This is a genomic window from Acinetobacter sp. YT-02, from assembly GCF_002412355.1.
Lineage (GTDB): Bacteria > Pseudomonadota > Gammaproteobacteria > Pseudomonadales > Moraxellaceae > Acinetobacter > Acinetobacter towneri.
The window spans coordinates 1-21,082 of the sequence record NZ_NOZT01000057.1 but is presented as its reverse complement, the minus strand read 5'-3'; the positions used below and the strand labels follow the sequence as shown (position 1 = coordinate 21,082).

General features: G+C 41.7%; 19 protein-coding genes. 10 read left to right on the top strand and 9 right to left on the bottom strand.

The genetic code is table 11. The features are described from left to right. From tuf to rimI, 3 genes are all read left to right on the top strand, one after another. Positions 1-1,053, top strand: a 1,053-nt coding sequence (tuf, locus tag CF596_RS12820; RefSeq protein ID WP_096902702.1) for an elongation factor Tu, incomplete at its 5' end; no start/stop codon positions are given. Between the two features lie 501 nt (positions 1,054-1,554). Beyond that, a complete protein-coding gene (locus tag CF596_RS12815; RefSeq protein ID WP_096902701.1) occupies positions 1,555-2,436 on the top strand; it encodes a metal-dependent hydrolase in 882 nt (293 codons plus the stop codon). 106 nt (positions 2,437-2,542) lie between these two features. Continuing rightward, positions 2,543-3,001, top strand: coding sequence for a ribosomal protein S18-alanine N-acetyltransferase (gene rimI / locus CF596_RS12810; protein ID WP_004975283.1), 459 nt, complete (start codon positions 2,543-2,545; stop codon positions 2,999-3,001). A 40-nt stretch (positions 3,002-3,041) separates the two neighbouring features. Here rimI and CF596_RS12805 read toward each other — a convergent pair whose 3' ends face one another. The 3 genes from CF596_RS12805 to trxB form a co-directional block, all read right to left on the bottom strand. Beyond that, positions 3,042-3,857 carry an arginyltransferase gene (locus CF596_RS12805; RefSeq protein ID WP_096902700.1) on the bottom strand — a complete coding sequence of 272 codons (816 nt, stop codon included), beginning with the start codon at positions 3,855-3,857 and terminating at the stop codon, positions 3,042-3,044. 24 nt (positions 3,858-3,881) lie between these two features. Next, on the bottom strand, positions 3,882-4,613 hold the full coding sequence (aat, locus tag CF596_RS12800) for a leucyl/phenylalanyl-tRNA--protein transferase (protein WP_096902699.1): 732 nt from the start codon (positions 4,611-4,613) through the stop codon (positions 3,882-3,884). A gap of 107 nt (positions 4,614-4,720) precedes the next feature. Next, positions 4,721-5,674 carry a thioredoxin-disulfide reductase gene (trxB, locus tag CF596_RS12795; RefSeq protein WP_070154293.1) on the bottom strand — a complete coding sequence of 318 codons (954 nt, stop codon included), beginning with the start codon at positions 5,672-5,674 and terminating at the stop codon, positions 4,721-4,723. Between the two features lie 341 nt (positions 5,675-6,015). On the opposite strand from trxB, the gene CF596_RS12790 reads away from it, so the two are divergent. After that, entirely contained in the window at positions 6,016-9,204 is a 3,189-nt protein-coding gene (locus CF596_RS12790; RefSeq protein ID WP_096902703.1) for a DNA translocase FtsK, read from the top strand. Between the two features lie 130 nt (positions 9,205-9,334). On the opposite strand, the gene CF596_RS12785 is transcribed toward CF596_RS12790, so the two are convergent. From CF596_RS12785 to CF596_RS12760, 6 genes are all read right to left on the bottom strand, one after another. Continuing rightward, positions 9,335-9,622 carry a PA4642 family protein gene (locus CF596_RS12785; RefSeq protein ID WP_004975291.1) on the bottom strand — a complete coding sequence of 96 codons (288 nt, stop codon included), beginning with the start codon at positions 9,620-9,622 and terminating at the stop codon, positions 9,335-9,337. A 93-nt stretch (positions 9,623-9,715) separates the two neighbouring features. Further along, positions 9,716-9,988, bottom strand: coding sequence for a cell division topological specificity factor MinE (minE, locus tag CF596_RS12780; protein WP_096902698.1), 273 nt, complete (start codon positions 9,986-9,988; stop codon positions 9,716-9,718). A 2-nt stretch (positions 9,989-9,990) separates the two neighbouring features. Beyond that, positions 9,991-10,803: a septum site-determining protein MinD gene (minD, locus tag CF596_RS12775; RefSeq protein ID WP_096902697.1), complete on the bottom strand. Its 813-nt coding sequence runs from the start codon at positions 10,801-10,803 to the stop codon at positions 9,991-9,993. A 69-nt stretch (positions 10,804-10,872) separates the two neighbouring features. Then, on the bottom strand, positions 10,873-11,598 hold the full coding sequence (gene minC / locus CF596_RS12770; RefSeq protein WP_096902696.1) for a septum site-determining protein MinC: 726 nt from the start codon (positions 11,596-11,598) through the stop codon (positions 10,873-10,875). 143 nt (positions 11,599-11,741) lie between these two features. Continuing rightward, a complete protein-coding gene (locus CF596_RS12765; RefSeq protein WP_004975298.1) occupies positions 11,742-12,800 on the bottom strand; it encodes a hypothetical protein in 1,059 nt (352 codons plus the stop codon). A 15-nt stretch (positions 12,801-12,815) separates the two neighbouring features. Next, positions 12,816-13,742, bottom strand: a complete 927-nt coding sequence (locus CF596_RS12760) for an acyltransferase (RefSeq protein WP_096902695.1) — start codon at positions 13,740-13,742, stop codon at positions 12,816-12,818. A 256-nt stretch (positions 13,743-13,998) separates the two neighbouring features. On the opposite strand from CF596_RS12760, the gene CF596_RS12755 reads away from it, so the two are divergent. From CF596_RS12755 to CF596_RS12730, 6 genes are all read left to right on the top strand, one after another. Next, a complete protein-coding gene (locus CF596_RS12755; RefSeq protein ID WP_096902694.1) occupies positions 13,999-14,652 on the top strand; it encodes an OmpA family protein in 654 nt (217 codons plus the stop codon). Between the two features lie 178 nt (positions 14,653-14,830). After that, positions 14,831-16,870, top strand: a complete 2,040-nt coding sequence (locus CF596_RS12750; RefSeq protein WP_096902693.1) for a UvrD-helicase domain-containing protein — start codon at positions 14,831-14,833, stop codon at positions 16,868-16,870. Positions 16,871-16,967: 97 nt separating this feature from the next. Then, entirely contained in the window at positions 16,968-17,420 is a 453-nt protein-coding gene (gene dut / locus CF596_RS12745) for a dUTP diphosphatase (RefSeq protein ID WP_096902692.1), read from the top strand. A gap of 219 nt (positions 17,421-17,639) precedes the next feature. Continuing rightward, positions 17,640-19,082, top strand: coding sequence for a phosphomannomutase/phosphoglucomutase (locus tag CF596_RS12740; protein ID WP_004975308.1), 1,443 nt, complete (start codon positions 17,640-17,642; stop codon positions 19,080-19,082). 10 nt (positions 19,083-19,092) lie between these two features. Next, positions 19,093-19,998: an acetylglutamate kinase gene (argB, locus tag CF596_RS12735; protein WP_004975310.1), complete on the top strand. Its 906-nt coding sequence runs from the start codon at positions 19,093-19,095 to the stop codon at positions 19,996-19,998. A gap of 209 nt (positions 19,999-20,207) precedes the next feature. Beyond that, on the top strand, positions 20,208-21,008 hold the full coding sequence (locus CF596_RS12730; RefSeq protein ID WP_026438333.1) for a GNAT family N-acetyltransferase: 801 nt from the start codon (positions 20,208-20,210) through the stop codon (positions 21,006-21,008). Positions 21,009-21,082: the final 74 nt, after the last annotated feature.

Below are 21,082 nucleotides of genomic sequence, written 5' to 3'. Positions count from 1 at the left end.
TACGCTGCTATCGACTCTGCACCAGAAGAAAAAGCACGTGGTATTACAATTAATACTTCTCACGTAGAATACGATTCTCCAACTCGTCACTACGCGCACGTAGACTGCCCAGGCCACGCCGACTATGTTAAAAACATGATCACTGGTGCTGCTCAGATGGACGGTGCGATCCTTGTTTGTTCAGCGACTGATGGTCCAATGCCACAAACTCGTGAACACATCCTTCTTTCTCGTCAGGTAGGTGTACCTTACATCATCGTATTCTTAAACAAATGCGATATCGTAGACGACGAAGAGTTAATCGAATTAGTTGAAATGGAAGTTCGTGAACTTCTTTCTACTTACGACTTCCCAGGCGACGACACTCCAGTAATCCGTGGTTCAGCACTTGCTGCACTTAACGGTGAATCAGGTCAATATGGTGAAGATGCTGTAGTTGCTCTTGTTGAAGCGCTTGATACTTACATCCCAGAGCCAGTACGTGCAATCGACCAAGCATTCTTAATGCCAATCGAAGACGTATTCTCTATTTCTGGTCGTGGTACAGTAGTAACTGGTCGTGTAGAAACTGGTATCGTGAAAGTAGGCGAAGAAGTTGAAATCGTTGGTATCAAAGACACAGTTAAAACAACTGTAACTGGCGTAGAAATGTTCCGTAAACTTCTTGACGAAGGTCGTGCGGGCGAGAACTGTGGTGTTCTTTTACGTGGTACTAAGCGTGAAGACGTACAACGTGGTCAAGTACTTGCTAAGCCAGGTACAATCAAGCCACACACTAAATTCGATGCGGAAGTATACGTACTTTCTAAAGAAGAAGGTGGTCGTCACACTCCATTCCTTAACGGTTACCGTCCACAATTCTATTTCCGTACAACTGACGTAACTGGTGCAATCCAGTTGAAAGAAGGCGTTGAAATGGTAATGCCAGGTGACAACGTTGAAATGTCAGTAGAATTAATCCACCCAATCGCAATGGACCCAGGTCTACGTTTTGCGATCCGTGAAGGTGGTCGTACTGTAGGTGCTGGTGTTGTTGCTAAAGTAACAGCATAATCACTTTATAGTGTGAAAAAGCGCTCCATTTGGGGCGCTTTTTTTATGGCTGTATTTTGTGTGCTAGTTTCCAGATGGATGAAAGCTTGTCCTACTGTATTGATGGATGAAATAGCTGTTCTTTAAACCTTGAATCAATCTAAAACCATTTTATGAACATTCTTTTGCTGCGGTTTAGTTGCCTTTTTTCTCTTACATCATAAAAATAATTTTGCTGTCTAATTATTCTTGCTCTTACGTCATAAAAAATCATCGTCTATTTTTTTACTCTTGCGTCGTAAAAATAATTTCATTGTCTATTTTTTACTCTTGCGTCACAAAAAATAATTTCACTTATCATTATTTTTTATTCCTCATGTCCTGAACTGACAACTCACTGTCCTTAACTGCACTTAAATACCGCACAGAAAACCGTAATATGAACTCATACCGAAAAAAAAAAAATATAGCGGGTTACAGGAAATGAATGACTTCATTGTTGTAACCTCAGGAGTGAGCAACATGAATGCTAAAGTGAGTATTAGTGAACGTGCAGGGGCGAGTTTTCCTGTCCGTCGAATGAATTTCAACTTTGATGCTGTACCTGAATATTGGATGAATGGTAATGCAGGTCTAACGCATTTTATGACTGCATTATCTGCGTTATTTCCCGCAGGTGAGAAGTTCTTTATAGACAGTGTGCGTGCTGTGCGTTATCACCCAATGCTGAAAGACAATGCAGATTTACAGAAAGAAATCAGTGCATTTATTGGACAAGAAGCCATGCACACGCATGAGCATGTCGGTTTTAATGCCTCTGCACAGAAATTTGGGCATGATGTTGATACTTTGGATTGTTATACAGATACTGTGATTCAAACTACACGCAAATTTATGGCAAAGTTGGCTAAACCGATTGGCATTACACAGAAAATGGTAGATTTAACTGCGACCACTGCGCTAGAACATTTCACAGCTACGATTGCCTCACAATTATTGACCAATTCACATATTCAAGAATTGATGACCGATGACACCATGAAAACTATGTGGTTGTGGCATGCGATTGAAGAAAACGAACATAAAGCTGTTGCGTATGATGTATTTGAAGGTGTGTTTGGCAAAGGTCTGAAAGCCTATGCACTACGTACAAGTTCTTTGGTTATTTCGATGTTGACTTTATTTTTTGTACAAAACTATTTTTTGTTGCGTTTACTAAAACAAGACGAGCAGTTGAATTTGGAAAATTTACGCATGATTTATCGTTATGCCTATAGTCCATCTAAAGGGATTATTACAGGCATGGGCAAAGAAATGTTGTTCTATTTCAAACCGAATTTTCATCCTAACGATTTTGATACCACAACATTATTAAATACTTGGAAAGCTAAATTAGGCTTTTAAACTTTTCCCTTTGGTCAGGCAACGTAAGTTGCCTTTTTTTTTGCTCGATTTTTTTGTCGTGAAATCTATAATGCCTACATCTTAGAACAGCACAAGATCATTTCTTATGATTCGTTTAATGCAAGCCCATGATGTCGCCGATGTGGTTGCGATTGAAAATTTGGTACAAAGTCATCCGTGGAGTGCCAAACAATTTGCCGAAGCGGTAGAGAGTTATCACAGTACCGTGATTGAACATGCAGGGAGAGTGGTGGGTTTTTGTATTTTACAACCTGTGTTGGATGAAGCGAATTTGTTGTTGATGGCGGTACATCCAAGTCAGCAAGGCAAAGGTTTAGGTTATCAACTGCTAGAACATTCTATTGCAGGATTGAAGAACCAACCTGTGCAGATTTTTTTAGAAGTACGCGAAAGTAATTTAGCTGCGATAGCCCTGTATGAAAAGTCAGGTTTTCATCAAATTGATTTACGTAAAAATTATTATCCTAAAACGGATGGCACACGGGAGCATGCCATTATTATGGTGAAATCTTGTAGCGATGATTTTGCCAGTTTGTTTAAGTGAATCTGATCGATGCAAAAATCAGTATTGCATCATTACATTTTTATTTGATGATGGAGTTATTCCAGCCTAAGGGCAGCGTGGTCATTAAGGAGTTTCCCAATTGCTGCACCTCATCGGTATTTAGGCTGCGGTTAATGCGTCGCCATTGGCCATCAAGCAGTAGCTCAAGGGGCACATATTGCGATTTATAGTTCATTTTATTGGAATGTGGTACCCAATAACCTAAGTAAACATATTGCAGTCCCAAATGCTGTGCCTGTTCAATCTGTTTTAATACCGCAAATGTTCCGAGTGAGCGACGACTTTCGTCTGGGTCAAAAAAGGTATAGACCGCAGAAATACCATCATCTAAATAATCACAGGTCGATACTGCAATTAAGCGATCATCTTGCCAAACCTCTAAAAAGAAGCTGCTGGTACAACTGTGGATTAGGAATTTTTCAAATTGGTCACGGCTGGCAGGGAACATATCGCCATCGGCATGTCGTTCATTGATATAGCGTTCATACAGCGCATAATGCAAATCACCTGCATCTTGTGGCTTGGTGATTTTGATCTGTAAATCGTGATTGCGTTTCCAAGCTTTCTTTTGCGTGCTGTTCATTTTAAATTCAGCGACAGGAATACGTGAAGAAAGGCATTGGCGGCACAAATGGCATTCAGGACGATAGACAAAATCGCCACTGCGACGAAAACCGACCCGAGAGAGTTCAGACAAAGTCAGCACATTAATTTTATGTGCAGGGTCTAAAAAAACCATCCGCGCAGATTTTTCGGGTAAATAGCTGCAATCATGCGGCGGAGTAATGTAATACTGCAAATCATTTAGCAGGGATTTTGGGTGATATGAATTCATTTTCAAGATCCCTCTCTGTTATTGTCATTCAAATAGGCGCGCATACTGCGCTATTGTTTTACTTGAAAATACACTGTCCTGATATTTTTTCCAATTGATTGCAGGCTGTTTTACAACATCTTGTAACGATTTAAGATAGTCTTGGCGAGAAAGTGTACATGCGCCCAGACTAATTAAATGATCATTGACCAATTGACAGTCAATCCAAGGCAATTGTTGTTCTTGTCCGAGCAGCATCAAACTATAAAATGCCATTTTAGATACATCAGTGCGATGGCTAAACATGGACTCACCAAAACAGCCCTTGCCAATGCTGACCCCATATAAACCACCGACCAAAAGATCTTGCTCCCAAACTTCGACACTGTAGCCATAACCTGCTGCAAAAAGCTGACTGTAACCTTGAATGATCTCTTCAGAAATCCAAGTCTCATTGGCATAGCTACGGGGCAAGGCACAATTGCGAATTACCTGTTCAAAGGCATGATTGACAGTAATGCGATAATCCATTTTTTTCATGTTGCGGATTAAAGACTTACTCGGCTGATAATGTTGCGGAATAATCACGCAACGTGGCTCAGGACTCCACCAACAAATAGGATCACCTTCTGAAAACCATGGAAATAAGCCATGTGTATAGGCTTCATATAAGGTTGAAGGGGAAAGGTCTGCACCTACACAAATCAAGCCTTCACCCTCAGGATCAACTTCAATGGGATCGGGGAAAATGAATTGTGAAGCGGGGAGCGTGTGCATATCAATTGCCGTATGAAGTTTTGCGATGAACTTGATTTCATCATACCTAAAAATGTCGTGATAAAAAAACCGCTCAAGGAGAGCGGTCTTTAAACTTGGACACTAAATTATTCACCAAGTGCATCTAAATATTTTTCTGCATCCAGTGCTGCCATACAGCCTGAACCTGCAGAAGTAATCGCTTGGCGATAAATGGAATCGGCTACATCACCCGCAGCAAATACGCCAGCCACAGAAGTTTGTGTCGCATTGCCTGCAGTGCCGCTTTGTACTTGGATATAACCATCACGCAAGTTTAATTGACCTTCAAACATGCCTGTATTTGGTTTGTGACCAATTGCAATGAATAAGCCAGACACATCAACATCTTGAGTAGAGCCATCAGTGGTTGATTTTAAACGTACTGAAGTTACGCCTGTGTTGTCGCCCAAGACTTCATCAACTTGGTTATTCCAAAGAATACTGATTTTGCCTTCTTTTTCTTTGGCAAATAAATGATCTTGCAAGATTTTTTCAGAGCGAAGTGAATCACGACGATGCACCAATGTCACGTGTGATGCAATGTTAGACAGGTATAATGCTTCTTCAACAGCCGTGTTACCACCACCAACGACCATCACTTTTTGGTTTTTGTAGAAGAAACCATCACAGGTAGCACAAGCACTTACGCCTTGACCCATAAATGCTGCTTCAGATTCTAAACCTAAATATTGTGCAGTCGCACCTGTGCAAATGATTAAAGCATCACAGGTAAATTCTTCCATATCGCCTTTGAGTACAAATGGGCGCACATTCAGGTTCACTTCATTGATATGGTCATACACGATTTCTGTGCCAAAGCGTTCTGCATGCGCTTGCATACGTTCCATTAACGCTGGGCCTGTTAAACCTTCAGGATCACCCGGCCAGTTATCAACTTCCGTAGTTGTGGTGAGCTGACCACCCAATTGTAAGCCTGCAATTAAAGTCGGTTTTAAGTTGGCACGTGCAGCATATACTGCAGCACTATAACCTGCAGGGCCTGAACCTAAAATAATTAAACGTGAGTGACGAGCGCTCATGCACAGCATCCTTTTTTTATTTAGAAATTTATGGAATTATACGTGAAACAGGATGAGTTTGCTGTGTGATTAAAGTTGATATTACTGATCATGTAAATCGATTTGAGCTATATAGAAAAAGTTAACAACACACTTCAATAATCTTGCATCTTTTTCTAGGCAACACATGCATAATAGAAGGTCTGTTATAATTTATAGCTTGCTGTGTGGTGAAGCTTGCATCGTGAATTGCAACTTAAATGACACAGCTAAATGAAATACAGACGCTCCGAATCAGGTGGCTTTTTAAGACCATCGAACAAACAAAAAACATTGATGAAGAATTGGCGACAGGACAATATATGACTGCGGTGTCGGGTGCTTATGCACATCGCTTAATAGCGACATTATTTTTGGTCTCTTTTGGAATATATCTGTTCCTTGCAACGGTGACCTATACTCCATTTGACCCAGGTTGGATGCACATTTCCAGTGACACCCAACAGGTTTCAAATGCGAGTGGAATCGCAGGTGCGTGGATTGCCGATTTACTGTTTGGCTTTTTAGGTTGGGCGAGTCTGCTTCTTCCTGCTTATTTTTTTATTGAAGCCTTACAAGTCTGGTGGCCACGTAGTTTTTTAAACCGTCCATTTCGTTATGCTGCACAATTCTTCATTTTATTGGCAACAGCAAGTTTGCTGTATTTATTTTGGCAAGTACCTGCCGATACGTTAGACAATGCCTCAGGCGGCATCATTGGTTTTGAACTTGGGAAAAGTTTATCGCAAATTTTAACCATTTATGGAGCAACACTTTTTTTAGTCGTCTTTTGGATTTTCTTATTTACCCTCGCATTTGGGGTGAAGTGGAACAGAACGTGGGCAACTTTAAAAGCTACACCTGCTTATCTGCAAGATTTGTTCTATCGCAATGTACCTGAAGCAGAATCTGACTTTGACCGTTCTACACCACAGGTGAAAAAGACCGTTGTCGCTGCTGCACCTGTGGTTGCTGTTGAAGTGGCATCAACTGATTTAGAAGCAGCAAGTGAACCCGTGGTTGCACAGGCGAAAGAAGCTGAAACAACTGCGCCACATCCTGCGGCAGAGCGTATGTTTAATCACATGCAGCAACGTGAAGAAGAAGAGCAACAGGCGCAGCAACAGCTATTGGTGCAAGATGAAATTGATGATGTTGAGTTAGAAAAAACCATCGAAAAGGCGCATCGCTTAGAACAAGACAGCCAGCGTATTGTTGCGACAGGCGAAGTGTGGCGTGCTTTACAAGAAAATACCGACAGTCAGCATAACCAAGACATTCATGCATTATTACGTGCTTCTGAAGAACCAGAGCCACATCTACAATCGAATCCTTTTGATGAAGTGCGTCCTGCATCTACGGCATCTCAAGCCACTGCAAAATCTTCGTTAGATTGGGATGATGATCAAATTTTTGATGAATTGCTCGCAGCAGTTCCGCAAGGCAAAGCTGCAAGTGATTTACACAGCCCATTCCAAAACAGCGGGGCAATGGATACTTTAGATGAGTCTGTGACCCAGCAAGAAACAGTGCATCCGCACTCGAATCCTACGGCTCACAATTTTAACGATGATCTCAGCAGATTTGAGTCAGATTTTAACCCGCCATCGTCAAGTGCTTCGAATACGCAAAATCATGCTGTACGCCAAGAGCGCCATTTGCAGCATGATTTAGACAGTTTAGATGACTTGTTGGTGGATGATCTTTTGGGTGATGAGTTACAGCAAGATGCATTTCAAGATCAAGCGCCTGTAGCGCGTAGTACCAGTAGCTATGCACAAAGTTCTGCTTTTGTTCAGGCACCTATTCAGACGGCAGCCACTGCCGCAGTGATGGCAAACGCAGCGACTGCTACACAGGCTGAACAAGCAGAAAAAGTGGCGTTATCCAAAGAAGCATTTATCGAAGCTTGGCAGGAAACCGCAGGCAAACCACTAGACGAAGATGACTTTGATTTTGATGCGCCGCTGACCGATGCACATGGTCGTCCGATGTCACGCGCCATGCAGGTTGCAGAAAAACGTCGTGATTTATCGCCATTACCGGGTTTGGATTTGCTTGATAAAGTCGATCCAAACAAAAAAGTGAACTTCACCGCAGAACAATTATCGCGCTTGTCGGAATTGCTGGAAATTAAATTACAGGAATTTAATGTCAAAGCCAAAGTGGTTGAAGCACAGCCTGGTCCTGTCGTGACCCGTTTTGAGCTGGATTTGGCACCTGGGGTCAAAGCTTCAAAAGTAACCAATATTTCTCGTGACTTGGCGCGTTCAATGTCGATGGCATCGGTACGTGTGGTCGAAGTGATTCCGGGCAAACCGTATATTGGCATTGAAGTACCGAATAGTTCACGTGAAATGGTACGTTTGACTGAGTTATTACAAACGCCTGCTTTTGAAGATCCAAACGGCATTTTATCTATGGCGATGGGGAAAGACATTTCAGGCAATCCTGTGATTACTGAATTGGGCAAAGCACCACACATGCTCGTAGCAGGGACAACGGGTTCAGGTAAATCAGTGGCAGTGAACTCGATGATTTTGTCGATGTTGCTGAAATACAAGCCTGATCAATTACGCTTAATTTTGATTGACCCGAAACAATTGGAACTCGCCAACTATAACGATATTCCACACTTATTGACGCCTGTAGTGACTGATATGAAAGATGCCGTCAGCGCTTTAAATTGGTGTGTCAATGAAATGGAACGTCGTTATAAGCTAATGTCTTTCCTGAAAATTCGTAAATTAAGCGACTATAACCGTAAGGTTGAAGAATCTATTGCCAATGGTGAAGATTTAATTGATCCAACTTGGAAGCCGGGAGATTCAGCAACGCAAGAACGTGCACCGCGTTTAACACCATTGCCATCTATTGTGATTGTGGCAGATGAGTTTGCCGACATGATCATGCAAGTGGGCAAGAAAGCGGAAGAAATGATTACCCGTTTGGCACAAAAATCACGTGCAGCAGGGATTCACTTACTCTTAGCAACTCAGCGTCCATCGGTGGATGTGATCACAGGTCTAATTAAAGCCAACATTCCAACCCGTGTAGCTTTGCGTGTGAACTCGAAAATTGACTCACGTACTATCTTGGATGCGGGCGGTGCAGAAGACCTGCTTGGTCATGGTGATATGCTATTTTTAGGGCCGGGTAAAATTGAGCCAGAACGTGTGCATGGCGCATTTATTTCGGATGATGAAGTCAACCGTATTTGTGATGCGTGGCGTGAGCGTGGCGATCCTGACTATGTCGATGAAATCTTGACGCCATTTGATGAAGAACCATCTTCACGTGGTTTTGAAGATGGTGAAGGCAGTCCAGACCGTGATGTGTTGTATGATCAGTGTGTAGCATTTGTTTTGGAAACACGTAAAGTGTCGACCTCATCTTTACAGCGCAAATTTAGCTTGGGCTATAACCGTGCGGCACGTATTGTCGATCAGATGCAAGAGCAAGGCATTGTGAGCGAGCAAGGAGCAAATGGGAAACGTGAAATTTTAGTGTAAAGCTTTCACTTTCTGTTTGATTTTGAATCAAGTAGTGCTATAAAAAAATCCCGCAATTCAATTGCGGGATTTTTTCTTTTTACACTCAATCTTTTTGGCTGAATTTAGCCAGAGATTGTGTTTAAACAGTTTAAGCAAACTTGGCTAAAACTGCTAAAAAACCATCTTTTTGACGTGGAAATTCAGCAATCACATCGTGAATACGCTGACCTTCAGGATTAGTGGCATTGACATCGCGACCATCGGCAACAAATTGTGTCAATAGACGTTCATAGTCACTTGGACGCATGTGTTTAAATGCGTGATAGAGTACGTGAAAATCTGCATTCACACCTGCAGGTGGAAGTTGATTCAAATAGGCAAATACACGTTCATCCGACCATGCTTCGTTAAAGGTCGCAGGTTGAGATAATGCCATGGCAATCTCCTTTATATTCTTTTGAAAAAATAGGGCAAAATAACTAGTGTTATTTTGCCCTGATTCAATTTGCTTGACTAATCAGTATTCAGATTATCGCTCTTCAGGCAAATTGATATTCATTTCCAACATTTCAATATTGGCTTCTGAACGCACAGACATTTGAATATGTTGTTCATCGACACCACGCACGTAGCGATTTACCACTTGCATGATTTCTTTTTTCATCTGATCAATTTTGTCTTGGCTTAAGCGTTTACCTAGACCTTGTTCAGAAGCAACAATCACTTTTAAGCGATCTTTTGCTGTTTGTGCGCTAGATGGCTTGTCTTCACCGCTAAATAATTTGCTCCAAAATCCTGCCATGTCTACGCTCCAAATAATCGTGCTAACCAACCTTTCGGTTTTGTTTCAATATGACGAAACGGACGTTCTTCACCCAAGAAACGTGCAACTAAGTCATCATACGCCTGACCTGCAGCAGCATCGCTATACAGAATGACAGGTTTACCTTCGTTAGATGCTTGAAGTACGCTCTTACATTCAGGAATCACGCCTAAAGTTGGTACACGTAAAATATCTTTAGAAATGTCGTCAATGGTTAGCATTTCTTGTTTATCGGCACGTTCTGGGTTGTAACGTGTAATACACAAGTGCTTACGCACACGACCTTCATTTTGTTCTACTTTTTTGGTTTTGCTGTCAAGCATACCAATAATACGGTCAGAGTCACGTACTGAAGAAATTTCAGGGTTAGTCACAATAATCGCTTCATCGGCATGGTACATTGCAAGAATGGCACCGCGCTCAATCCCTGCAGGTGAGTCGCAAATAATGTAATCAAACTCTTGTGCCAACTCATCCATAATACGTGCCACACCTTCATCGGTGAGGGCATCTTTATCACGGGTTTGTGAAGCTGGAAGAATATAAAGGTTTTCGATATCTTTATCGCGAATTAATGCTTGTTGTAAACGCGCTTCATTATTTAATACATTCACAAAATCATAAACAACGCGACGTTCACAACCCATAATTAAGTCAAGGTTACGTAAACCCACGTCAAAATCGATAACAACAGTTTTGTGACCACGTAGGGCTAAACCTGTTGCAAAAGATGCACTTGTAGTGGTTTTACCTACGCCACCTTTGCCTGATGTTACGACAACAATTTTCGCCACCGAATCCACTCCTGTTATGGTTTAAATTCCCCTATATTTTTTCGGGGATTTTTGGTGATTATTTATACATTAAAATTGTAGAGCTTCAAATACAAGCTCTTGGTTATCATTTAAGTAAATATGCACAGGTTTTTTAGTCACATGCTGAGGAATATCGTCCGCCACGCAATACGTGCCTGCAATAGATACCAATTCTGCTTCTAGGGAATGACAGAAAATTCGTGCCGCAATATTCCCGCCCGCGCCGGCAATGACTCTACCACGTACACTACCATAAATATGTATATTTCCTGAAGCAATCACTTCAGAACCGCTGTTGATGCCTGCGGTTAAAATAATGTCGCCCTGATGTTGTACCAAGCATTGACCTGTACGCAAAATTTCATCGTGATAAGACGTAATATGCGCTACAGCAGGTGCAGTTTCAGCAACTTGATTTTCCGTCTGTTGCTGTTCTGCCGCAGGTTCAGGTTTTACTTCAACCACTTGTTCTTTGGTGGCTTTCACTTCCTGCAATGGACGGTCTTGCGGGATGACAGGGAACTGAATAGCACGTGCCTGATCTGCCATAATGCCTTCAGTCACAGCAATTGGCTGTGCTTCTAGGCTAATTAGCAATTGAATTAGCGCAATCAATTCTTGTTCGACTGAACTTTCAATGACCACCAAAACCCCTGGTGGAAATGATTTTTGCAACATTGGGCTTAGTTGCTGGCGGATCGCATCATGATCATTGGTGTCTAAGCTAATGCGAATCGCATTGACCAATCTGCCTTTTATCCGTATGTCAGCCATAATAATTCCTTAACACTTCTAACTTTGCTGGTTGTTGAAGTCATCTTATAAATAGAGCAAATCCTAGAACAAATTGGGTGAATTCTCTAGTTCAGTTACTAAAAATATTTCACATTGTTTTAGCTAAAATTATCGAAAGACCTTTATGAAATATCGTGTTGTTGTCCTTCATTTAAAATTTGTTGCCATTGTTTAACTTTTACTTGTTTGCGAATTGCTTCTAAACTTTCAAATATCGCTGATTCTACTAATTTATCAATATGCTGATTATGTTCAATCTCAATCTGACTAATTTTTTCAGCAATCATTTGATAAGTTGGATTTTGTACTTGTTGATGCTGCTGTGCAAAAGGTTCAATTAAACCTTGGGTGATATTTTCGCCCAATCGTTGTCCGATACTTTGAATTTGCTGTTCAATACGTCCACCGACCAATGGAATCAGGCGCAGCAATTGCGTCAGTTCAGGCGTATCTTCAATGGCTTGATTCACCACCAACCCGACATTTTTCGCAATCATGTGACGCTGCATTTGTAATTCTTTGCCTAAGGATTCCTGCAAAATATCGGCTAGGGCAATCGCGAGTAATTGACGATGATGCTCGACCAAATCATCAATAAATTGTTTGTGAGTGGTACTGGTGGTCAATTCACGTTGCACACCATTAAGTACCGTGAGCACCACACGGCTACTCAGTTCTTCCATTAGCAAGTTGTAGTAAAAGTTGCCGCGTTTATACCAACTGTCTGGAATGACTTTATAGCCATGGCTATGCAGGTTGTAACCAATCGCGATGGCACGTAATAAACGTAAAAAACGCAATTGCGGAATAATTGCAAGAATTTCATACCAGTGAATAAACGGGAAAAACCACCAACGCTGATGATGTTTGAAAATAATTGCAATACCCCAACGCACGCCCAACTCTACAATTAAAAACGTGGTAAACCAGCCTTCGGTAATCACCACCCAAGGGCGCAATTCTGTTCGATAAAACTGTAAAATTTCAGGTAGACGAATAAAATCGAACAACCATTCGCCAAAATCACTCATTAAAATGGCATTGGCACTTAAACAGAACAAGTTAAAGATGATTAAACCCATCAAAAACAAGTCATAAGCCAAGGCAATTTTCCATCCCCATGAATCTTTACGCAGGGGATGAAAAGAGGATTTGATGACAGGTTCTTCAGACTTTTTCATGGCGTACCTGAATGGTTATGCAGTCGGAGCTGCAAGTTTTTGTTGCATGCTTTCAATCAATTGATCTTTTTCCAGCCACAGTTCATGCACCCATTGCTGAAAACGCTCACGATATTCAGCATCATCTTCGTAATTGCCGCCCAACACCCAATCTGGAATATTAATTTTGCGTAAATTCACCGCAATGCGCGGCACCTCACCTAACCAAAACTCGCTATAGCCTGGCACGCCATCTGGGTACACAATGGTCATATCTACCAAGGCATCAATTTGATCACCCAAAATATTCAATGCCAAAGCTAAACCACCAGCTTTTGGCTTTAATAAATGTTGATAAGGCGATTGTTGTTGATCATGTTTTTCTTGGGTAAAGCGTGTGCCTTCTAAATAATTCAGCAGGGTAAAGGGCTGACTTAATAACTGTTGGCAGGCTTTACGCGCTTCTTCCATATCGCGGTCTTTCAGCTCAGGTTTTTTGGCAATTTGTGCTTTGCTGTGACGCTTCATCATTGGGAAGCCTAAAATTTTAAAGGCTTGACCCACAAAGGGAATAAAGATCAGCTCCCACTTGGTAAAAAAGCGGGTCAAAGGCATGCGGGTTAAACCAAAGTATTGATTTACTGTGGTATCGACCCAACTTTGATGGTTACAGGTCATAAGATAACGACCTTGCATGCTCAGCTGCAAATTTTCATCAATGCTGATATCCCATTGGGTATTGGGTAACACATGATCAATCAGCCAGTTATTTACACTGAGCCAACTGTTGGTAATTTGAATATTGGCTTCATCGACCTTACTTGACTGCTTGAACAGTTTGGTTAAGCCTAAAGCCAACACAGGAGGGCCGTGAAAAAATGTACTGCCAGTAATGACTGTACCCACAGTGAGTCCTTTTGTGATTTTTTTTAATAAAGGCTGTTTTTTTGCTTGCGATGACATATAAATCAATCCTGAAGATAAATCGTCCAATTCGTCACGTATTTGTAGATTACTCCACTATAAATGTTGTTTTTAAAATAAAAAAGTGTAGAAGTGAAAGTGTGTAGAAATTGTGATGATGTTATGCCCAGATTTGTACATGATCATGTATATTTGTAAGTAAAAGTTTTTTTATTAACAAAAAATCAATGGTCTAAGTATATTTTTTCATTCAATATTCAGCCTGTACAACAAAACACAAGTAAGGAGGCATGCCATGCGTGCATTAGTAATATCGACAGCAGTTGTAGGGGCAATGGTATTAACAGGTTGTCAATCGACTGGTAACAACCTTGGTGGTATGGAATATGACAAAACAGCGTTAGGCACAGTAATTGGTGCTGCTGCAGGTTATGGGGTCTCTAAAAGTAACGCAAACACAAGTGCACAAAACAACCGTGCGGCAGCCATTGGTGCTGTAGTGGGTGCTGCTGCGGGTGTTTATCTTGACAATAAAGAAAAACAACTTCGCCAACAAATGGCAGGTACAGGCGTAGAAGTAAACCGTAATGCTGATGGTTCTGTTGGCTTGATCATGCCAGGTAACATCACGTTTGATACGAACAAATCAAACATCAAACCAAACTTCTATTCTACCTTGGACAAAGTAGCGCAAACGCTCACCCAAGATAACAAGAGCGGCATTTTAGTGACTGGTTATACCGATAATACGGGTAATGACTCCATCAATATTCCATTGTCACAAGCACGTGCACAATCGGTTGCAAGCTACTTGGCTAGCCGTGGTGTATCAACTTCGCGTATTAATGTACAAGGTCAGGGTGCTGCAAATCCAATCGCATCGAACGCAACTGCACAAGGCCGTGAGCAAAACCGTCGTGTAGAAATCAGCATTTATGCGATCCAATAATCTGGCATTGTATAAACTGTAAAGAACCGCCTTCGGGCGGTTTTTTCATGTCAAAAATTTAGTGTTGTCTAATTGCATACTCAGCAAATAGACAATGACGTTGAAAGCAGCATTTTAGATTAGTCATCTTAGGCTGAGATGACTATAATCAAGCTCGAACCGAAATAGAGGAAATACTATGTCACTGGCAAGTCAGTTAAACGACAAGCAACTTGAAGCGATGAAATACACTCAAGGACCCTTGTTAGTGCTTGCAGGGGCGGGTTCAGGTAAAACTTCGGTGATTACCCGAAAAATTGCCTATTTGGTTAAGCATTGCGGGATTCCTGCGCATCGTATTACAGCGATGACTTTTACCAATAAAGCAGCACGAGAAATGAAAGAGCGTGTGACCAAATTGTTGTCACGTGAAGAAGCTAAAGGATTATCGGTTTCGACTTTCCACACCTTTGGTCTGAACTTATTACGTCTTGAATTAAAACACACGCCGTTAAAAGCCAACTTCTCTATTTTAGATGCCGATGACTGCAAACGTATTTTGATGGATTTAATGCACCGCGATAATTTGTCGGGTGCAGAAAGCAAAGAATTGATTGCCAAAGCCATGAAGATGATTTCAGACTGGAAAAATGATCTGATTGCACCAGAGCAGGCGCATACCACCTGCGAAACGCCAGAAGACATCCAATTTGCACATTTATATCAACTTTATGAACGTAATTTACGTGCCTATAACGCGGTAGATTTTGATGATTTAATTGTAATGCCGACACGACTTTTGCAAGAAAATGCCGAAGTACGTGACAAGTGGCAAAACCGTGTTCGTTATTTATTGGTCGATGAGTATCAAGATACCAACACCGCTCAATATATCTTGGTGAAATTACTTGTAGGTGTGATGGGGCAGTTCACTGCGGTAGGTGATGACGACCAATCGATTTACGCATGGCGCGGTGCCAAGCCTGAAAATATGGCCTTGCTGAAAGATGATTTCCCGAATTTAAAAGTGATTAAACTTGAGCAAAACTATCGCTCGACCAGTCGCATTTTAAAAGCGGCCAACACCGTCATTGGCAATAATCCACATATTTTTGATAAAAAACTTTGGTCAGACAAAGGTCATGGCGAAGTGATTCGGGTGATCACTTGCCGCAATGATGATGATGAATCAGAACGCGTGGTTAAAGACTTACTCACGCATAAACTGATGAATGGTAAAAGCTGGAAAGATTATGCAATTTTGTACCGAGGGAACTTTCAGGCGCGCATTTTGGAAACCCAATTACGCCAAATGCAAATTCCGTACAAGCTTTCCGGTGGTCAATCGTTCTTTGCGCGCGCTGAAATCAAAGACATCATGAGCTATTTGCGTTTGATTATTAATCCTGAAGATGACAGCGCATTCTTGCGCATTATTAATACGCCTAAACGTGCGATTGGTCCTGTGACTTTGGAAAAACTAGGGCTGTTTGCACAAGAAAACCATTTGTCATTATTGGCTGCCGCAGGTGATCAGCGTCTGACGATGGCAATTCCGAAAAAAGCCACGACACAGTTGGCAGAGTTTGCAGATTTTATTGGTAATTTTACTCGTAATTTATTGGAAGATGATGAGCCTGTGCCAATCATCCGTCAAATGATGCTCGAAGCAGGTTATATCGACTACATTAAAGAGCAAGCAGCTACCCCTGCGCAGGAAAAAACCAAGCTAGATAATATCGAAGTTCTATATAGCAGCATCCAAAGTTTGATTAACCGCGCTGAAGATGTAGACGAAAAAAATATTGAAAGTGTGATTCGTAAAATGGTGCTGCTCGATATGCTCGAACAGCAACAGGAAGAAGAAGACACTGACAAAGTCAATTTGCTAACTTTGCATGCTTCCAAAGGTTTGGAATTTCCGTATGTATATTTGATTGGCTTGGAAGAAGAGCTTTTGCCGCACAAAAACTCAATTGTGGCAGATACTGTCGAGGAAGAACGCCGTTTGATGTACGTGGGGATTACTCGTGCGCGTCAGGGCTTAACCATTACTTTGGCAGAACAGCGCAAAGCGGGCGGACAAATGAAACAAATGACCCCAAGTCGTTTTTTGGATGAATTACCACAAGATGAATTGGAATGGCTCGGACGCAAGAAAAAATTGGCAGGCGATGTCGATCCGAAATTACAGGCACAGCATTATTTAGAAAATTTACGTGCCTTAATCAAGCGCTAATTTTTTGAAAATACTTAGGGCATTGATGCGAGTACAGCATCAAATGGCACATCGAAAATCGAAAGAACATTGAAAATTTAAAAACAGGATAAACTTCATGAAAGTTCAAGTTAAAGTCTTAGATTCACGTTTAGGCACAGAATGGCCAATGCCAACGTATGCAACCGCAGGTTCGGCAGGGTTGGACTTACGTGCTTGTGTAGACAGCAGTACTGTGATTGAGCCGGGTCAAACTGTATTGGTTAAAACAGGTTTAGCGATTTATATTGAAGATACAGGTTTTGCAGGCATGATTTTGCCGCGTTCAGGCTTGGGTCACAAACATGGCATCGTGTTGGGGAACTTGGTGGGTTTGATTGATTCAGATTATCAGGGTGAATTGATGGTTTCGGTGTGGAACCGTAGCCAAACAGCATTTAGCTTAGAACCTGGTGAGCGTTTAGCGCAATACGTTTTGGTTCCTGTGGTACAGGCCAAGTTTGAACAAGTAGATGAATTTGTTGCCACCGAACGTGGTGCAGGTGGTTTTGGGCATACGGGCAAAAACTAAGTTACTTAGGTTTCAGCCTATATCGTTTGGTAAAGTTTTATCTGAAACTTTACCAACAATTCTTGAAAAGTAACGAAAGATGTACTAATAATGACAAGTAAATCACTAGCTCTGATGAGACCATTGCACATCTATTAAAAAATCTAATTAGAATTTTCAAAATATCTCGAGCCAAGATTTATTCACTTTATGTTGGCTCATCTTTGTAGTTGTAAGCCTATGAACAATCCACAAACACTTTTTCCTCAGCATATTTTTCGCGCTTACGACATTCGTGGCAAAGAAACTGTGCTGACCGCGAAATTGGTACACGCCATTGCACAAGGATTGGTGCAACAATATCAACAAGAAAAGCAAACTCAAATTAGTATTGGTTATGATGCGCGTTTAAATAGCCCCGCTTATGCTGAAATTATGCGCCAAGTCTTTCTTGCCCATCAATTTCAAGTGACGATGGTGGGTTGTTGTTCTAGCCCGATGTTGTATTTTATGGCACGACACACGGCAGGCAATGGCATTATGCTTACGGCCAGTCATAATCCAAAATCAGACAACGGCATTAAATGGATTGTGCAGGGCGAACCGCCAACCCCTGAAATGATTCAACACGTGGCACACGATGCAGCGCCATATTATTTAAATACCGATGCAGCACCATCCATCGCCTCACAACACGCCACCAACATTTCACATGAATTTATTGAAGATGCGTGTCAGCAATATCAGCAGGCAATGTTGAACGATATTCAACTGGCGGGCACTTTTAAAGTGGTTTTAGATGGGATGTATGGTTCGGCAGGTCATTGCGCTGCTTTGGTTTTGCAAAAAATGGGCTGTGAGGTGATTGCTTTACGCTGCGAAGCCAATGGTCATTTTCCAGAACATGCACCCGATCCATCACAAGAAAAACACTTACAACATTTAAAAGCTGCGGTGCGTGAACATCAGGCGGACATTGGCATTGCTTTAGATGGCGATGGTGATCGTGTCGTCCTCTTGGATGAACATGCCAATGTGCTTTCAGCAGATCGTTTGCTGTCTTTATTTGCAGAAATGTGTTTAAAAACTCATCCTCAGCATCAAGTGGTGTTTGATGTAAAATGCTCCACTATGGTGCGCAATACCGTGCGTGATTTGGGTGGCGAAGCGGTGATGATTCGCACGGGCAGTACCTTCTTGCGGCGTTATTTGGCGCAGTCGCAAGGCAAGGCTGTGTTCGGTGGCGAATACGCAGGACATTATGTATTCAATGATGGACGTGGTTTTGGCTATGACGATGGTATTTACGCAGCGCTGCGCGTGTTGGAATATTTAAGCCACAGTAATTACAGCAGCCTTTCGGCATTGATGCAGAAATACCCTGAGCGTTGCTGCACTGAAGACACGTATATCAGCACACGGAATATTGAACCGAGTGCGGTTTTAAATGATGTTGAAAGTTCTAGCCATCGCAGTGGTGCAGAATTAAGTAAAATAGATGGTGTAAGACTTGATTTTGAAGATGGATTTGGCATTATTCGAGCATCCAATACAGGCGAATATTTTACGGTGCGTTTTGATGCCGATAATCCATCACGACTGAATGATATTCGCGATACATTTGTTTCCATGTTAAGTGAGCGATACCCTGAAATCGCCCAAGACATTTTAGATGCTCAATAAGGAGAGGCGAATGCCACATCAACAGACTGGTATCGACAAAGCGCAAATTTTGACTGAAGCTTTGCCGTATATTCAACGTTTTGCGGGCAAGACCCTTGTTGTGAAATATGGCGGCAATGCCATGACCGATCCTGAGCTGGAAAGTTCTTTTGCTCGTGATATCGTGTTGTTAAAGACTGTAGGCTTAAACCCGATTGTGGTGCATGGCGGTGGCCCACAAGTGGATTCTATGCTCAAGCAATTGGGGCGTGAGTCTGACCGTATTGATGGCATGCGTGTCACCGATCCTACGACTATGGAAGTCGTAGAAATGGTCTTGGGTGGTAGCGTCAACAAATCTATCGTCAATCTGATTAACCAACATGGCGGTCGTGCCATTGGTTTGACGGGTAAAGATGGTAACTTGATTCGCGCACAAAAATTATTGATGCAAAAAACTACTGAAACAGGCGAAGTACAACAAATTGACCTTGGTTTGGTGGGTGAAGTGGTGGGTGTCAAAACCGACGTGTTGGAAATGTTTACCAGCAGCGACTTTATTCCAGTGATTGCACCTTTAGGTGTCGATGATGCAGGCAATACCTATAACATTAATGCCGATTTAGTCGCAGGTAAAGTTGCCGAAGCATTGGGTGCGGAAAAGTTAATTTTGCTGACCAATATTACGGGTGTATTAGACGAAAATAAAAACCTGTTAACTGGTTTGACTACGCAGGAAGTAGATCGTTTAATTGATACAGGCGTGATTTACGGTGGCATGATTCCAAAAGTGGGTTGTGCATTGGATGCAGTTAAAGGAGGTGTAATCAGTGCACATATTGTAGATGGTCGTGTGCCACATGCTACTTTATTGGAAATCTTTACTGATCATGGTGTGGGAACATTAATTACCAACCGTGTCCAAACGCGTAAATAAAACTCTATAAGATGATCCCTAAAAGAGCTTCACAATTGAAGCTCTTTTTTATGTCAAATTTACGGCAAGAAACTGAAATTTTGTTGATTCAGCATCCTTGAAATTGCTTTGCACCTATCCTGCAATCTTAAAATTGTAGTCGCTAAAATCGCGGTCATCATAGTGTCATGCTGCTGTCCTAGTGTAGGAGAAAACATGAGGTATCTATGATGCTACAAAAATTAAATCAGTATCGTCAGCAGTTTAGCTTTCCTATGGTTAAAGTGGGTAAAGCACAGAAAAAAAACAGCAAAGCTACGCAATATGCGTTTGAATGGGTTGAAAATTTAAAGCAACTACAAGAAGTACAGCGCTTTCGTGCACAGCAATTTTCCAAGCAATTTGGCATTGAATTTGAATCGGGTTTAGATCAGGACTTGTACGATTTTGGCTGTGAACACGCCGTACTCAGAGATAAATCTACGGGTGAAATTGTTGCTTATACTCGTTTAAAACTTTGGCAAGGGCATGAGCTAGCCAACAGTTATAGTGCGCACGAGTTTAAAATTATAGATGAGTTAGGGCATCTCTCGAATATTGTCGAAATGGGGCGTACTTGTGTGCATCCACGTTATCGTTCAGGCAAAACACTCTCTATTTTATGGCTGAATTTAGTGCCTAAAGTGTTATGGGAAATGCGTGCCAAACACATGATTGGCTGTGTCAGTATTCGTTTGGAAGGTAATGAAGCACGCGCGTATCATACCCATCAAGCGATTCAACAATTGGCAGAAAATCAACGCTGCGATATTCAGTCACAGCAGCCGTTTGAGCCAAGTTGTCCAAGTCATAGCTTTAGCCAAGATGAACGAATACCTAAACTGTTTGATGTTTATCTGAAAATGAATGCTAAGCTGTCTGAGCAAGCATTTTATGACCGTGAGTTTAACTGTCTAGATTATTTTGTTTTGTTAGATGTGAAACAAATGGCGAAACATTTTATTCGCCAAAAGAAAGTGAAAGCATCTTAACTAACCCGAATTACGGATAAGAAAAGCCCTTGAAAAAAAGGTAGTTAGAGCCATTTAGAAAGTTACGACACAAC

What these genes read in the sequence shown, in the direction of transcription:
- aat (WP_096902699.1), bottom strand. Translation starts at nt 4,613, where the DNA reads ATGCACACGCTCCCCGCTTCACAATTCATTTTCCCCGATCCCATTGAA.
- CF596_RS12730 (WP_026438333.1), top strand. Translation starts at nt 20,208, where the DNA reads ATGCTACAAAAATTAAATCAGTATCGTCAGCAGTTTAGCTTTCCTATG.
- CF596_RS12760 (WP_096902695.1), bottom strand. Translation starts at nt 13,742, where the DNA reads ATGTCATCGCAAGCAAAAAAACAGCCTTTATTAAAAAAAATCACAAAA.
- argB (WP_004975310.1), top strand. Translation starts at nt 19,093, where the DNA reads ATGCCACATCAACAGACTGGTATCGACAAAGCGCAAATTTTGACTGAA.
- CF596_RS12740 (WP_004975308.1), top strand. Translation starts at nt 17,640, where the DNA reads ATGAACAATCCACAAACACTTTTTCCTCAGCATATTTTTCGCGCTTAC.
- rimI (WP_004975283.1), top strand. Translation starts at nt 2,543, where the DNA reads ATGATTCGTTTAATGCAAGCCCATGATGTCGCCGATGTGGTTGCGATT.
- CF596_RS12785 (WP_004975291.1), bottom strand. Translation starts at nt 9,622, where the DNA reads ATGGCATTATCTCAACCTGCGACCTTTAACGAAGCATGGTCGGATGAA.
- CF596_RS12815 (WP_096902701.1), top strand. Translation starts at nt 1,555, where the DNA reads ATGAATGCTAAAGTGAGTATTAGTGAACGTGCAGGGGCGAGTTTTCCT.
- CF596_RS12765 (WP_004975298.1), bottom strand. Translation starts at nt 12,800, where the DNA reads ATGAAAAAGTCTGAAGAACCTGTCATCAAATCCTCTTTTCATCCCCTG.
- CF596_RS12755 (WP_096902694.1), top strand. Translation starts at nt 13,999, where the DNA reads ATGCGTGCATTAGTAATATCGACAGCAGTTGTAGGGGCAATGGTATTA.
- CF596_RS12750 (WP_096902693.1), top strand. Translation starts at nt 14,831, where the DNA reads ATGTCACTGGCAAGTCAGTTAAACGACAAGCAACTTGAAGCGATGAAA.
- CF596_RS12805 (WP_096902700.1), bottom strand. Translation starts at nt 3,857, where the DNA reads ATGAATTCATATCACCCAAAATCCCTGCTAAATGATTTGCAGTATTAC.
- minC (WP_096902696.1), bottom strand. Translation starts at nt 11,598, where the DNA reads ATGGCTGACATACGGATAAAAGGCAGATTGGTCAATGCGATTCGCATT.
- minE (WP_096902698.1), bottom strand. Translation starts at nt 9,988, where the DNA reads ATGGCAGGATTTTGGAGCAAATTATTTAGCGGTGAAGACAAGCCATCT.
- dut (WP_096902692.1), top strand. Translation starts at nt 16,968, where the DNA reads ATGAAAGTTCAAGTTAAAGTCTTAGATTCACGTTTAGGCACAGAATGG.
- CF596_RS12790 (WP_096902703.1), top strand. Translation starts at nt 6,016, where the DNA reads ATGACTGCGGTGTCGGGTGCTTATGCACATCGCTTAATAGCGACATTA.
- trxB (WP_070154293.1), bottom strand. Translation starts at nt 5,674, where the DNA reads ATGAGCGCTCGTCACTCACGTTTAATTATTTTAGGTTCAGGCCCTGCA.